This is a genomic window from Bacillus sp. 9.4 (assembly GCF_055486415.1).
The window spans coordinates 81,914-95,481 of the sequence record NZ_JBVFMU010000005.1 but is presented as its reverse complement, the minus strand read 5'-3'; the positions used below and the strand labels follow the sequence as shown (position 1 = coordinate 95,481).

At 47.9% G+C, this 13,568-nt stretch carries 13 protein-coding genes, 1 pseudogene and 1 other annotated feature; of the genes and pseudogenes, 2 read left to right on the top strand and 12 right to left on the bottom strand.

Annotation, left to right across the window (positions count from 1 at the left end):
- The first annotated feature begins 254 nt into the window (after nucleotides 1–254).
- The gene (locus ACZ07B_RS18180; protein ID WP_014478718.1) at nucleotides 255–641 is read left to right on the top strand and encodes a YndM family protein; all 387 of its coding nucleotides are present in this window, start codon (nucleotides 255–257) and stop codon (nucleotides 639–641) included.
- Nucleotides 601–735: a hypothetical protein gene (locus ACZ07B_RS18175; RefSeq protein ID WP_119898962.1), complete on the top strand. Its 135-nt coding sequence runs from the start codon at nucleotides 601–603 to the stop codon at nucleotides 733–735. Before ACZ07B_RS18180 ends, ACZ07B_RS18175 begins: the two co-directional genes overlap by 41 nt.
- Here the strand turns inward: ACZ07B_RS18175 and ACZ07B_RS18170 are convergent.
- The 12 genes and pseudogenes from ACZ07B_RS18170 to gucD all read right to left on the bottom strand — a co-directional run bounded on the left by ACZ07B_RS18170 (nucleotide 696) and on the right by gucD (nucleotide 13,564).
- Nucleotides 696–1,382, bottom strand: coding sequence for an ABC transporter permease (locus tag ACZ07B_RS18170; RefSeq protein WP_134982394.1), 687 nt, complete (start codon nucleotides 1,380–1,382; stop codon nucleotides 696–698). The two genes, ACZ07B_RS18175 and ACZ07B_RS18170, sit on opposite strands and share 40 nt — an antisense overlap.
- 18 nt (nucleotides 1,383–1,400) lie before the next feature.
- Nucleotides 1,401–2,324, bottom strand: a complete 924-nt coding sequence (locus ACZ07B_RS18165; protein WP_024572520.1) for an ABC transporter ATP-binding protein — start codon at nucleotides 2,322–2,324, stop codon at nucleotides 1,401–1,403.
- A 91-nt stretch (nucleotides 2,325–2,415) separates the two neighbouring features.
- On the bottom strand, nucleotides 2,416–3,351 hold the full coding sequence (ycbM, locus tag ACZ07B_RS18160; RefSeq protein WP_101169870.1) for a two-component system sensor histidine kinase YcbM: 936 nt from the start codon (nucleotides 3,349–3,351) through the stop codon (nucleotides 2,416–2,418).
- A gap of 1 nt (nucleotide 3,352) precedes the next feature.
- Nucleotides 3,353–4,033: a two-component system response regulator YcbL gene (gene ycbL, locus ACZ07B_RS18155; RefSeq protein ID WP_080262630.1), complete on the bottom strand. Its 681-nt coding sequence runs from the start codon at nucleotides 4,031–4,033 to the stop codon at nucleotides 3,353–3,355.
- 96 nt (nucleotides 4,034–4,129) lie between these two features.
- Nucleotides 4,130–5,067: pseudogene (locus tag ACZ07B_RS18150) on the bottom strand (DMT family transporter).
- Nucleotides 5,068–5,087: 20 nt separating this feature from the next.
- The gene (gene rtpA, locus ACZ07B_RS18145; RefSeq protein ID WP_003234807.1) at nucleotides 5,088–5,249 is read right to left on the bottom strand and encodes an anti-TRAP regulator; all 162 of its coding nucleotides are present in this window, start codon (nucleotides 5,247–5,249) and stop codon (nucleotides 5,088–5,090) included.
- 96 nt (nucleotides 5,250–5,345) lie between these two features.
- Nucleotides 5,346–5,593: a binding site (T-box leader), on the bottom strand.
- A gap of 56 nt (nucleotides 5,594–5,649) precedes the next feature.
- Entirely contained in the window at nucleotides 5,650–6,570 is a 921-nt protein-coding gene (gene mphK, locus ACZ07B_RS18140; protein WP_153255622.1) for a macrolide 2'-phosphotransferase MphK, read from the bottom strand.
- A gap of 276 nt (nucleotides 6,571–6,846) precedes the next feature.
- On the bottom strand, nucleotides 6,847–8,379 hold the full coding sequence (garD, locus tag ACZ07B_RS18135; protein WP_327826117.1) for a galactarate dehydratase: 1,533 nt from the start codon (nucleotides 8,377–8,379) through the stop codon (nucleotides 6,847–6,849).
- Between the two features lie 91 nt (nucleotides 8,380–8,470).
- Nucleotides 8,471–9,172, bottom strand: a complete 702-nt coding sequence (locus tag ACZ07B_RS18130; RefSeq protein ID WP_464877509.1) for a FadR/GntR family transcriptional regulator — start codon at nucleotides 9,170–9,172, stop codon at nucleotides 8,471–8,473.
- A 69-nt stretch (nucleotides 9,173–9,241) separates the two neighbouring features.
- On the bottom strand, nucleotides 9,242–10,609 hold the full coding sequence (gene gudD, locus ACZ07B_RS18125) for a glucarate dehydratase (protein ID WP_464877508.1): 1,368 nt from the start codon (nucleotides 10,607–10,609) through the stop codon (nucleotides 9,242–9,244).
- Between the two features lie 36 nt (nucleotides 10,610–10,645).
- Nucleotides 10,646–12,013 (bottom strand): glucarate transporter GudP, encoded by a 1,368-nt coding sequence (gudP, locus tag ACZ07B_RS18120; RefSeq protein ID WP_014475680.1) that lies wholly within the window; start codon nucleotides 12,011–12,013, stop codon nucleotides 10,646–10,648.
- Nucleotides 12,014–12,097: 84 nt separating this feature from the next.
- On the bottom strand, nucleotides 12,098–13,564 hold the full coding sequence (gucD, locus tag ACZ07B_RS18115) for an alpha-ketoglutaric semialdehyde dehydrogenase GucD (protein ID WP_086343399.1): 1,467 nt from the start codon (nucleotides 13,562–13,564) through the stop codon (nucleotides 12,098–12,100).
- Nucleotides 13,565–13,568: the final 4 nt, after the last annotated feature.

Below are 13,568 nucleotides of genomic sequence, written 5' to 3'. Positions count from 1 at the left end.
CGGAGGGACAGGAGAAGTTTTTAAATTTTCATCTAAAAACAGCCAACATAATGGGCTGTTGGGCGTCAAAGCAGCGTCCGGTGCGGTACAAGCTTCACGTTTCCGCTGTCGAAGCGCCGCAGCCTCAATTCCTGATTCACATCATCGACCCCTCCCCAGCAGATTTGCACCCGCCTCCGAAAAGAAATAAGGTTTAACTTTTTACATTTGAGGAATTATACATAACAAATCAAATGACAAAAGGAGGAATTGTAATGACACATGTGAAAGCGCTCGCGATTAAAGGTATTATGACGATTATTGTGTTGTATCTGGTGCTTGGTCTGGGCTTTGGTTTCACGTTTGGTGATACGCTGCTAATGACGATTGTGTTAGGGGTTATTTCTTATTTGCTGGGCGATCTTTATGTATTGCCGAGATGGAATAATATGATTGCAACTTTGGCTGATTTTGGCTTGGCCTTTCTTGTGATCTGGCTGATGGGCATGCCGCTTTCCCTGGGGATGACTGGCGGTGAAGTTGCGTTGGCGGCTTTATTCGGCGCGATCGTCATGGCAATCGGTGAATATTGCTTCCATTTCTATATGATGAGCAAAGAGATTGGCAAGAAGCATTATCTTGAAACAAGAACAGACTCATAATAGAAAGGCCGGTGCTGACAGCATCGGCCTTTTATACTTATTGGGCGCCTTTGTTTACGCATCCTGCTTGTCCGCATTCCTGATCGCCATGTAGGAAAAGAACAATCCGAATGCCGCTAACGATAACGGGATATACACAACAGATGAAATCGAGAAGCCCGGACTTGTTGAGCTGATGAGCATCACAATTACTACAGATGAAATGATGGTCGCCGGAACCGAGTGTCTACGCATCCCAAAAAAGATGGGAACTAAACTGGTTCCAGCGGCGCCAAAAGCGAAAACCGCCATTTTGACCGCCTGTTGAGAAATGATCTCGAAAGTAAGCTCTCCTGGTATGAAATGGTAGATCGAGTTCAGCCAAAAGAAACCGGCGGCTATGAGTATATTTGAAAGTAAAATCGTGATAAACGTCAGTCCGCCCGCGATCATGAGCTTAGCGGTGAGCAGCTTTTTACGGCTGATCGGGTACGTGAACATCACAAGAATGGTTTTGTTTTTATATTCCGAAATCACCAATTTTACGATCAGCACAGCGCCAAATACGATAAATACCGCTCTGACGAAGGTGCCGATGATGAGGAATGCTTCATCTGTACTTTGGAACGAAACCCCGCCATCGGCTTTTTCGGAATAACTGATCAGCCACATAAAACCCATAATGATCACGTTGGCAATGAGGGCACCTCTGGTATACCAGCCCATTTTCATTTTTCTTAATTCGATTCTGATCAAATTCATCAACGTGTCTCTCCTCCTTTACGCACTGATGCTATTGCCGTTGATCAATTTGATAAAATAATCCTCCAGCGACGTATACTTTTTGTTCATTGATTCAATGTCTACATCATTTAAAATCAGCGCTTTGGATATAGCAGGCTGTGAGGCTTCGGCTTCGTAAATTCGGATTGTTTTCTCATTTAAAATTTTAAAGTTGGTTAATTGCAGCTCTTTCTCAAGAACAAAGCAGGCCTTTGTCTGATTCGATGTAACAAGCTCGATGTATTCAGTGTTCTGGCCCCTGACATCCTCCATTGATACCTCTTCAAGCAGCCTGCCGTCCCGAATGACGCCGATTGTGTCCGCGATTTGTTCGATTTCACCCAGCAGGTGGCTTGAGATCAGCAGTGTCATCCCGTACTCTTTGCTCAGCACTTGAAACAATTGCCTGATCTTTTTAATGCCGATAGGGTCAAGACCATTCACCGGCTCATCCAAAATGAGCAGGTCCGGCTTCGTGAGGATGGCACGCGCAATTCCAAGGCGCTGCTTCATCCCGAGGGAAAAGGTTTTGACGGGTTTTTTGTCGATTTGTTTTAAATTCACCATATCCAGCACTTCTTGTATGGCTTTTTTATTGTGATATCCCATATATTCACAATGCAGATCTAAATTTTCTTCAGCTGTCAGGTTTTCATAAAAAATCGGATATTCAATCATGCTGCCGATGTTCCCCAGCACCTCATATGACGTGTGGGTGAACTTGTTCCCAAGAATGATGATTTCACCGCTTGTCGGTTTGACAAGGCTCGTCAGCATTTTCATAATGGTTGTTTTCCCCGCGCCGTTCGGGCCGAGAAAGCCATAGATTTCACCTTTTTTAATATGCATGCTGACATTGGATACGACCTCTTTGCCCTGATATGTTTTGGTCAGCCCGTTTGTTTGTACGATATAAGTCAACTTTGTTTCTCCTTCCCTCTCTTTTCCTGTTTTCTATTGTAGCGGCGAGCCCTGTCATTTTTATTTCTCAAACCTTAAGAAATTCTTACGATTAATATGTCATGCGTTTCAATGTGATCGTAAATGCAGTCCGTTCGTACGGCTTGCTTTGGACGGATATGGTGCCTCCCATTTTTTCTGTAAGCCGTTTTGTGATGGTTAAACCCAGTCCGCTTCCTTGAAATGCTTTATTTCTGGATTCTTCAAGTGTGTACAGCCTCTCAAACACCCGCTGCTGATCGGTTTCACTAATCCCTTTTCCGCGATCCCATACGGTGATGGCGATGTTCCTCTCATCATAAGACAGCGTCAGCCCGATTAACTTGCCGGCCGCGCCATATTGAATCGCATTGGACAATAGGTTTTGCAGGATTCTGTCCAGAGCCTCTTCATTCGCCTGCGCATACACCGGCGTATCCGGGATATCGATGGCTGCTTGAAAGCCTTTTGACTGAACAGCGTCATAATAGTGCAGGATATTTCGTTTGCATATGTCGTTCATATGTACTTTGGTAATCGGGATCTCTTTATCTTCAGATTCTAATTTCGCTAAATCAAAAAAGGAGTTGATCATCTGAATGAGTTCATTTGTTTTCTGGCGGAGCTTCCCCAGCAATCTTTCCCGCTCTTCGTCCGGCATGTTCGGGTCACTTTGAATGGCTTCGATATAACCGAGAATGACCGTTAACGGCGTTTTCAGGTCGTGAGACATATTGGTCAGCATCCGCTTCATGGATTGCTCTGTTTTGGCAAATTGGGCGCTGATCTGCTGACGATTCTCAACGATAAGATTGATATTAACAAGCAAGCTTTTGAGCGCATGATCGTCTGTAGGAAGCAAAATTTGTCCTGCCGAATCCCGGCTGAGCATGTAGCTAAGCTGGTCAGCCGTGTAAGCCAGATTCCCGTCCCGCTTCTTTTTCATTATGAATTGAATCACATTCAGACACGCCAGAGCGATGACAGCGGCCACCCATAGCACTGTCATTCTAAAACTCTCCTAATTTATAACCGATGCCCCATAACGTTTTAATATATTGAGGGGAGGAGGGGTCATCCTCAATCTTTTCTCTGAGCCGCCGCATGTGTACGTTAATGATGTTCTGATCATCAAAGTACTCTTCATTCCAAACGGAACGGTAGATTTGTTCTTTCGTAAACACTTTTTTAGGATTTGATGCAAATAAGCACAGCAGCTGCCATTCTGTTGACGTCAGCTGGAGCGGTTGTCCGTTTTTCAAGACGGAAACATTGTCTACATCTATCGCCAGCTGGTGAATCCGGATCACCTTATTCACAGCCGGCTCCTCTGCCGAATATTGCGTCGCCCGCCGTATCGCGGCTTTTACTCTGGCTGTCAGCTCAATCATCGAAAACGGTTTGGCGATATAATCATCCGCCCCAAAGCCCAGTCCCAATGCCTTGTCCACCTCTCCGTCTTTTGCCGAAATCATTAAGACCGGTATATTGCTTTTTTCCCGGATGATTTTCAGAAAATCCATGCCGTTCAGCTTCGGGAGCATGATATCAAGGAGGACCAAATCGTATGAACCCTGCTGAAACAGCCGGATGCCCTCTTCTCCGTCGAAGGCATGCACAATTCCAAAGCCTTCTTTTGTTAAATAATGATCCACCATTTCACTGATTGAGTGGTCGTCTTCTACAAGCAATATGCGCTGCATCTTCTCACCTAACCTTTACAAAATCAAAAAACACACACGTAATTACACTTATTGTAATTGAAAAACGTGTGTGTTTTATATAAATTATTCTTTTTTTCCTGTTTTCAGCTTCCTGTATTCCATGCCCGTAATGACAAAGAATACGGCAGCGCATCCAATGACTTGAATAAGCCCGAGCCGTTCACCGAGAAATAAAGCTCCATAGAAAATCGTCAGGATAGGCCCTGCCATTGAAATGGCGGCGGCTCGCTGTGCCCCGATTCGTTTTATGCCCTCAAGCATTAGCACAAATGGAATCACTGTGGTAACGACTGCAATTACCGCGAACAAACCATACATAGAAAGCGGATATGCTGCCATTGGCGTATTCATGCCAGCCGCCGATTTTATCCCTGTGTAAAGCATCATGGCAGCTCCAGCAGCTGTCATCCCGTATGCATTGAGACGGATCCCCCCGATTTGATGGACGAGATGCCCGGAAAGGACAAGATAACCAGCATAGACGGCCGAAGATAACAAAATGAATACAGCTCCAATCATATTCGCCTGGAAAAGCTCAGCATTCCAGCCGCCCAGCGCCAAGAAAAGCCCAAACATGACCGCCAGAACTGCGAAGAGGTCCTGAATTGAGGACCTTTTCCGGTCACGACACGCGGTGAATCCAAACACAAACAACGGATAGCTCATCAGCAATATACGTTCAACCATTGCGGATACATGGTTCAGCCCGATAAAATCAAGCAAGGGAGACAGAAAAAAACAAAACACTCCCGCGCCACAAGCCTTCCATAGGTCTCCTTTTTTCTTACCGTCTGGCATTGGAGGACGGTATATTAAAAAATCAGCCAAAACAGCGGAACAGCCAGCAGCTGCCTGTATAGCAGCACGGCATCTGGCTCAGCACCCATTTGGTATGCCCATTTTATCCAAATCGATTTAGACGCAAAACAAACTGTTCCGATCAGCAAAAAAATCGTACCTGCTGCGGCCTCACGAATCTTACTCTGCTCTTCTGCTCTCATCTCATCTCAGCTTTTCTCCTTTACTTATTCAAATGCTTTTGGATAAAATCCAGAAGCGTATATCCTTGAGCAGTCAGAATAACACCTTTTCCGCTGCAGGCCGGGCAAGGTGTTCCTTCGATTTCTCCCGCTCTTTCACATTTAGGACATGCGACCTCAAGATCATCAGTTGCAATGACCATTTGATATCCTCCTTTCTAACTCATCTGCTATGCCACCACCAGCCATCGTCCATTGGCCGTCACCTCCTTTAAGAAACACAAAAACCCCCGTCCTATGCAAAGGACGAGGGTCTCGCGGTACCACCTTTATTAACAGCTATACAGCCGTTCACTCTAAGTACAGAAAACCTATGTTTCGATACTCCTCTCTTGGTAACGGGGAGAGAAACCCGGCATCGCCTACTATCCGTTCAGCAAAGCAATTCAGAAGCCCATTCGGCATCAGGGGAGGATCGGTTCACACCTGCCACCGACTCTCTGAACCTCCATTCTGATGCGTACTTGCTCTTCCTCACGATTGTTGATCCGTTCTATTATTTGTAAAGTTTATAATACTTGGTTCATGAAATGAAGTCAATTCTTAATCCGATATTACACCGAGTGCTTCCAGCGCCATATGAACGTGCTCCTCCTGCTGTGTTTGCAGAGCGAGCTTGGCGATTTCCACCGGATACGCCGCCTGCATCTCTGAAATGTGTTCCTGCATTTTTGCCCATTTCCGGCCGCCTGCTTGATTATAGTATTCAAGTAAACGGGCAGTTTCTTTTTCCCCGAAAATGGTTTGATAAAGAACAAAATCCTTGGCTGGATCGGCAACCTTCGCTTCTGTCCAATCCAGAAGTCCTGTGACACGTTCATTTTGGTCGATAAGAATATGCGGCGGGTGGAGATCGCCGTGTATCAGTGCAGAAAAACCAGGCCAGTATGCATCATCATTTATCCACTTTTGCCATCTTTCCCAAAGCTGACTAGATACACCAAGCTTATTCTTCACATCAACCATAGAGTCTGCTGTCATTTGCCTGAAATCTTCTGGCCTTATCACTTCTATTCCGGATTGCCCAGCAGATATTTGATCCGTGCCATGTAATTCAGCCAGTATGTCGGCAAGTGTGCGGACAAAGTCGTCTGACGGCGGCTGATGATCCATATTCCATACATATTGCTTTTGTTCCAAGTCAATTCCAGCAGCCGGCGTCCCTTTTAACATTGGGTAAGCGATCAATTCCGGTGTATGAATTCTCCAATCCGGCACATCAGCAGTCAGATTCGCGCGGAGAAAGGCAAGCGTTATGCCTTCTGCAGATGCTCTTTCCACAACATCACTTCGCCGCGGTTTTCGCAGCACCCATGGCATACCTGTGTCGTCCTTGGCAAATACAACTTGAAAGTCCATTCCGGTTTCATTCAATTGCGCGTTCTCAGAATGAACCGTCAAACCTTGGCTGCGTGCAAGCCCGACAATCTCAGTGATAAGCTGTTTTTCGTTAAGGTTTGTCATCCCATTTCCCCTTTCTCATGCTCAGGCCTGCAGTAGAGAGAAGGGATGCTTGAAGGCACAAAAAAGGGCAGGCACGCCACCCTCTTTTTTGATAACCATATAAGGGCTTATACATAGGCGGATTCATCCCGATTCTCCCGCATTCAGGCGAGAGTTGTTCACTATTGAATTCGTGTCACTCGGAATCTAATGAATGCCATGCTATAACCCCTCCATTTCCTATACGCTGATTTTCATTTTACAGCATATTCCATCTTCCTGCTATAAAAACATGAATCAAGTCACTGGAGCAGGATTAAACAAGCACAAATCATTATGAAGGCCCCAACGGTCTGCCCACGTTTGTTTATGGCCGCTTGCTACATCCAAAATCGTCCTGAAGATTTCCCAGCCTACGTCTTCGATACTGGCCTCTCCTGTCGCGATTCGTCCGGCATTGATATCGATTAAATCAGCCCAATGCTCTGATAAGGAATGCCGAGTCGATACTTTCAGCACCGGTGCAGCAGCCAGGCCATATGGTGTTCCCCTCCCTGTCGTAAACACCTGCAGATTCATGCCCGCAGCCAGCTGCAGGGTGCCGCACACAAAATCGCTTGCCGGTGTCGCCGCGAACAGCAGGCCTTTTTGCTCTGCTCTTTCACCAGGGCCGAGCACGCCGGAGATGGGGCTTGTGCCTGATTTCGCTACCGAGCCTAACGCTTTTTCCACCACATTGGATAATCCGCCTTTTTTATTGCCTGGTGACGGGTTTGCGCTTCGGTCTGCGTCTCCCCGCCGAAGATAGCTGTCATACCACTTCATCTCTTTGATCAGTGATTGTCCGACCTCTTCACTGACAGCCCGCGGCGTTAATAAATGAATGGCATCCCGCACCTCTGTCACTTCAGAAAACAAAACCGTTGCACCTGCGCGAACCAATAAATCAGCCGCATACCCCACGGCAGGGTTCGCCGTCACGCCGGAAAACGCATCACTGCCACCGCATTGCAGGCCGATAACCAGATCCGAAACAGGACATGACACCCGGGTTCTGCTGTTCAGCCTGATTAACCGTTCCTCCGCCATTTCCAAAATGGATTGGATCATCGCCGCAAAACCTCGGTGATCCTGGAGCGATAGAATGTCATCATCATTTTCGGAGGCAATTCTTTCCGGGAGGAGCTTTTCACAGCCCAATCCGATGACCATTACTTCTCCGCCGAAGTTCGGATGCTTCGCGAGATTTTGAATCGTGCGGATCGGAATGACAGCGTCGGGCGCATTGATCGCCACACCGCATCCGTATTGATGATGCAGCGGCACAACGTCATCGACATTTGGGTATTTCGGCAGCAGCTCTTCTTTTATTCGTTTGACTGCATAATCCAAAACGCCAACAACACATTGAACACTTGTCGTGATGCCGAGGATATTTTTTGTCCCCGCACTGCCATCCGCATTTCGGTATCCCTCAAACGTGTAGCCTTCAAGAGGGGGCCGCGGCTGCGGCACTCTGTTTGCGAGAGGAAGATCGTCTAACGCCGGAGGAGCGGGCATTCTCACGAGGGCTTCCCGTATCCAGCTCCCGCGTTTGATCGTCTCATCAGCAAATCCGATCACCTCTCCGTAACGCACGATCTCGTCCCCTTGATTGAGATCGGTGAGGGCCACCTTATGGCCTTGAGGAACATCCTCTTCAAGTACGAGCCCGCATGAGAAAACAGTGCCCTTTGGCAGTCCTCCATCATTTACAATAATCGCAGTGTTATCTATTTCATGCACTTTGATGTAAAGGGGGGTTTGGTTCTTCCTGAGGTTCATCGCCATATGAAAATCACTCCTCATATCTTAGTAAGCGTTTTCTAAATTGGTTTTAAAAAAACCGCAGCTCTTACGTTTCAACTGCGGTTGCTCACCATTATTTTTCATCCATTCCTTTTAGAATTTTGTCACGGACAAATTTCAGATGTTCATACATGTGGTAATGTGCTTTGTACGGATCTCTTTTGGCAAGGGCGTCGTAGATTTTTTTGTGATATTCGACCGTTACATCTCTCTCCCTGTACGGAATTTGGCTGTCAATTTTCGCATGGGTAATCAGCAGGGACTGAATCATCCCTTCAACGACGGGGTTATTAGCGCTTAACGCAATAATTCGATGGAACTCTTTATCCGCTTCACCATAAAGATTGTCAGTGCTGTTGGCAATATCGTCGATCGTCTTATGCAAACGCTGAAGCTCTTCCTCATTGATTTTTTCCGCGGCAATTGTCACGAGCCCGAGTTCTAGCGCCATCCGCGCTTCAATGATAGCCGGAAGATTATCAGTGGCCAAAGCAAGCATGACTGAAAACGGCTGCATGCCAATTTTATCGTTGAAATATGTGCCCCCTCGTGTTTTTCTCGTAATGACGCCCAGCGTTTCAAGTGAACTGAGCGCCTCCCTAAGCACCGGCCTGCTGACATGCAAAATGTCCATCAGTTCCATTTCTGTCGGCAATTTGTCTCCGGCCCTCAACTGTCCGCTCGATAATAAATGGACAATCCGTTCGATGACCTGCTTGGCTAATGTTTTCCGATTGACTGTATCGACTTTCAAATCCTCTAAACCTTCGTACACGAACAACTCTCCCTTCAGTTGTTCAATTGTAAGACAAAATAGCGGATATGACAATATTTACAATCAAACTTATCGCACAAGACACGGGCGCTTCCGGTCAAATTCCCAGTTGCGGATCAGAAACTGCATTGGGATCGCGTCATTCCGTGCGCCTAAATTCATTTTCCGATAGATCTCATGGCCTTTTTCCACTTGTTCCATATCAATATCGACGCCTAGTCCAGGCTTATCCGGCACCTTGACACAGCCAGAAGAAATCTCAAAAGGCTGTTTCGTTAATCGCTGCCCGTCCTGCCAGATCCAATGGGTATCAATCGCCGTGATCCGCCCCGGAGCCGCTGCTGCTACATGGGTAAACATCGCTAGGGAAATATCAAAGTGGTTGTTGGAGTGCGAGCCCCATGTCAAACCCCAATCATGGCACATTTGCGCAACCCGCACCGACCCTTGCATCGTCCAAAAATGCGGATCAGCCAGCGGTATATCGACCGCGTGGAGCTGAATCGCGTGACCCATTTCCCGCCAGTCAGTCGCAATCATATTTGTCGCAGTCGGAAGCCCTGTCGCGCGGCGGAATTCAGCCATTACTTCACGAGCGGAGTAGCCATTCTCATCCCCGCATGGATCTTCCGCATACGCGAGCACATCTTGCTTTCCTTTACATAATGCAATAGCTTCCTCTAATGACCATGCCCCGTTCGGATCAAGAGTGATCCTTGCCTCTGGAAAACGTTTCGATAATGCGGTAACAGCTTCGATTTCCTCTTCTCCCCGCAGCACCCCGCCTTTCAATTTGAAATCCTGAAAGCCATAGCGCTCCTGTGCGGATTCGGCAAGACGCACAATGGCCTCCGGCGTCAGCGCTTCCTCATGGCGCAGACGGAACCAGGCACAATCTGACTGCTCATCGCTTTGATACGGCAAGGTCGTCCGATTTCGGTCGCCGATGTAAAAGAGGTAACCGAGCATTTTTACTTCATCACGCTGCTTCCCTCCGCCCAGCAAAGCCGCGACCGGTTCCTGAAGAAACTTTCCAAGCAAATCTAACAATGCCGCTTCCAGTGCGGTGACGGCGTGCACAGTGGTGCGCAAATCAAACGTCTGGTTTCCTCGCCCTCCCCTGTCCTGATCGCCAAACTGCTTTCTGACCGTTTGCAATATCGCCTGGTACGCACCGATAGATTTTCCGACAACAAGCGGCTCTGACAGCTCCAGTGTGCGGCGAATATGCTCTCCGCCAGGCACCTCGCCGACTCCCTGATTTCCGCTGCTGTCTGTTAAGATTACGATATTCCGGGTAAAAAACGGGCTGTGTGCTCCGCTTAGATTCAGCAGCATGCTGTCATGTCCCGCAACAGGAATCACCTTCATTTCAGAAATTGAGGGAATATTCGATCTCTTTTCTTTTTGAACCTGCTCTTGTATCGGTGAACTCATGCATTTTCCTCCCTTTATAAAGCGCTTTCATAAATATTAGACAGGCAACGATTGATCGGGGTCTTGTTCTTGTTTCTTTAACACGACCCGTTTGATCGGCCCGACCAGCAGCAAATAGCTGAGGATCGCCGCAATCGCGTTAGCGCCGACAAACACAAGCGCGCCATTGAAAGATCCAGTGGCATTGACAATGTATCCGATAATAATCGGTGTTGTAATTGAGGCAATATTCCCGAAAGTGTTGAACAAACCGCCGCTTAATCCTGCACATTCTTTCGGAGACGTGTCCGACACGACAGCCCAACCCAATGCGCCGAAGCCTTTTCCGAAAAACGCGAGCGACATAATGACAACGACGAGCCATGCTGAATCTGTGTAGTTACAGACAATCATACTGCAAGACAGCAGCATGCCGGCAATGATTGGCACTTTTCTTGCAAAGGTCAGTGAACGGCCTTTTTTGAGTAAGATGTCTGACACAATACCTCCAAGCACGCCGCCGGCAAATCCGCACAGCGCCGGCAGGGAAGCGACAAACCCAGCTTCAAGAATAGACATGCCGCGGGCCTGAACCAAATATACCGGAAACCATGTGAGAAAGAAATAGGTGAGAGTCGTAATACAGTATTGCGCGATGTACACGCCAATCAGCATGCGGTTCGTTAACAGCTGTTTGATATACGGCCATTTCGATTCTGTTTCTTGTTTGCTTTTACTGTCATCCATGGAAATCAGCCCGCCGCCCTGTTCGATGTACGCAAGCTCAGCTTCATTAACCTTTGGGTGTTTTTTCGGTTCATACACCGTTTTTAGCCAGATGACAGCCAGAAGAATGCCCGCAATACCCATGACAACGAAGACGGAATGCCAGCCGAAAGAGTGGGTAAGCCAGCCCATTAAAGGAGAAAAAATGACGATTGCGAAGTATTGTGCTGAATTAAAAAAGGCTGAAGCTGTCCCGCGCTCGGAGCTTGGAAACCATGAGGCAACAACTCTGCCGTTTCCGGGAAATGAAGGCGCTTCTGATAAACCAACCAGAAAACGCAGTGCAAACAGCAGGATAATCGCTGTGCCGGCGGAGAAAAAGCCAATCGCCCCTTGCAGCAGCGTAAAAAACGACCAGAAAAAGATGCTTAACGCAATGATAGTCTTTGAACCAAAACGGTCCAGCAACCAGCCGCCCGGAAGCTGTCCGATGACATAGGCCCAGCCAAAGGCAGAAAAGACATATCCCATGGCGACCGAGTCCAATCCCAAATCGTGCTGGACGGAATCTCCGGTGATGGAAAGCGTCGCTCGATCCGCGTAGTTAATAGAGGTCACAAGAAACAGCATAAACACGATGAACCAGCGCACGGACGTTTTTTTGCCCGCCGGTGTAACATTCGCAAAGTCTTTTTTCATAGTATCTTCTCCTTTTCAAAGTAGAGAATCATATGCTGGCTGTGATAAAGCCGGGAAAGAGACGCATGCCTCTTTCCAGCACCATTACGGCTTCACAAAAACGGTTTTGATCGCTGTGAAAAAGTCCTTCGCTGCCTCACCCTGTTCTCGGGAGTGGGAGCTCGACTGCTTCATGCCGCCAAAAGGCGCCTGCAGCTCAACACCTGCGCTTTCTGCATTGATCCGAACCAGCCCGGCATCGATTTCATCAATGAAAGAAAGCATTCGGCCGATGTTTTCCGTGAAGATGGATGCACTTAATCCGAACTTCACATCATTGGCGATGTTCAGCGCCTCTTCCATCGAGTCCACCTTGATCAAGGCGATCACCGGACCGAAAATTTCCTCCTGGGCAATTGTCATCTCAGATGTCACATTGTCAAAGATGGCAGGCTGAACATAATAGCCGTTTTGATACTTTCCGTTCTCCAGCTTTTCTCCTCCTATTAAAAGGGAAGCCCCCTCCTGTTTGCCTTTCTCAATGTATGACAGGCAGTTATCAAGCTGATTCTTGCTGGCAATCGGTCCCATCCAGACATCCTCTTTTAAGCTGTCTCCGATTGTAATATCTTTTGTGCGCTGGAGCAGTTTTTCTTTAAAGCGCTCATAAATTTCGCTTTGTACAATGACACGGCTTGTCGCGGTGCATTTCTGGCCGGTTGAACGGAAGGCCCCCGTTATGACAGCTTCGGCCGCAGCTTCAAGGTCAGCGTCATCAGCTACGATGACAGGGTTTTTGCCGCCCATCTCAAGCTGGTACTTGGCTCCCCTCGCTAAAGCGGCTTGCCCGATGATTTTTCCGACTTGATTTGAACCTGTAAACGTAACGGCGTTTACACCGTCATGCTCAGCAAGCCCCTGCCCGACAACAGAACCCGGGCCTGTCACCAAATTGATGACCCCTGCCGGGAGCCCCGCTTCCTCAAAGCAGGCAATGATCTTCGCGCATGTCACAGCTGTTTCTGTCGCCGGTTTGATGACAACGGTATTGCCGTATACCAATGCCGGCGCCATTTTCCAAATCGGAATCGCCACTGGGAAGTTCCACGGAGAAATCACGCCGACCACACCGAGCGGAACACGGGTGGTAAACATGAGTGCGTCTTTGTCAGTAGACGGAATGACGTCACCCGTTTTTCGCATGCCCTCTCCGGCGTAATAGCGCAGAATGGCAATCCCCCGGGCTGTTTCTCCCTTCGCTTCCGGCAATGTTTTACCCATTTCACGCGTTGCACAGGCGGCGATTTCCTCCAAGCGCTGCTCCATGATATCCGCTGTTTTGTATAAGTATTGGCCGCGCTCGGCACCCGTCAGCTTTCTCCAAGCCGTTTTGGCTTCATTGGCGGCGGCGACGGCACGTTCCACATCTTCAGCCGTTGAATTCTGTACATATCCGACAATATCATTCACATCGGCAGGGTTTTCGACCTTGACCATATCGCCTGATTGAGACTTAACCCACTCTCCGTTAATAAAGTTGAGGTACGTGTTTTGTTCCGTGATCACAGACATGCCC

Excerpts from the sequence above, each read along its gene's own strand:
- ACZ07B_RS18180 (WP_014478718.1), top strand. The coding sequence starts at position 255 with ATGACACATGTGAAAGCGCTCGCGATTAAAGGTATTATGACGATTATT.
- gudP (WP_014475680.1), bottom strand. The coding sequence starts at position 12,013 with ATGAAAAAAGACTTTGCGAATGTTACACCGGCGGGCAAAAAAACGTCC.
- mphK (WP_153255622.1), bottom strand. The coding sequence starts at position 6,570 with ATGACAAACCTTAACGAAAAACAGCTTATCACTGAGATTGTCGGGCTT.
- gucD (WP_086343399.1), bottom strand. The coding sequence starts at position 13,564 with ATGTCTGTGATCACGGAACAAAACACGTACCTCAACTTTATTAACGGA.
- ACZ07B_RS18170 (WP_134982394.1), bottom strand. The coding sequence starts at position 1,382 with ATGAATTTGATCAGAATCGAATTAAGAAAAATGAAAATGGGCTGGTAT.
- garD (WP_327826117.1), bottom strand. The coding sequence starts at position 8,379 with ATGGCGATGAACCTCAGGAAGAACCAAACCCCCCTTTACATCAAAGTG.
- ycbM (WP_101169870.1), bottom strand. The coding sequence starts at position 3,351 with ATGACAGTGCTATGGGTGGCCGCTGTCATCGCTCTGGCGTGTCTGAAT.
- rtpA (WP_003234807.1), bottom strand. The coding sequence starts at position 5,249 with ATGGTCATTGCAACTGATGATCTTGAGGTCGCATGTCCTAAATGTGAA.
- gudD (WP_464877508.1), bottom strand. The coding sequence starts at position 10,609 with ATGAGTTCACCGATACAAGAGCAGGTTCAAAAAGAAAAGAGATCGAAT.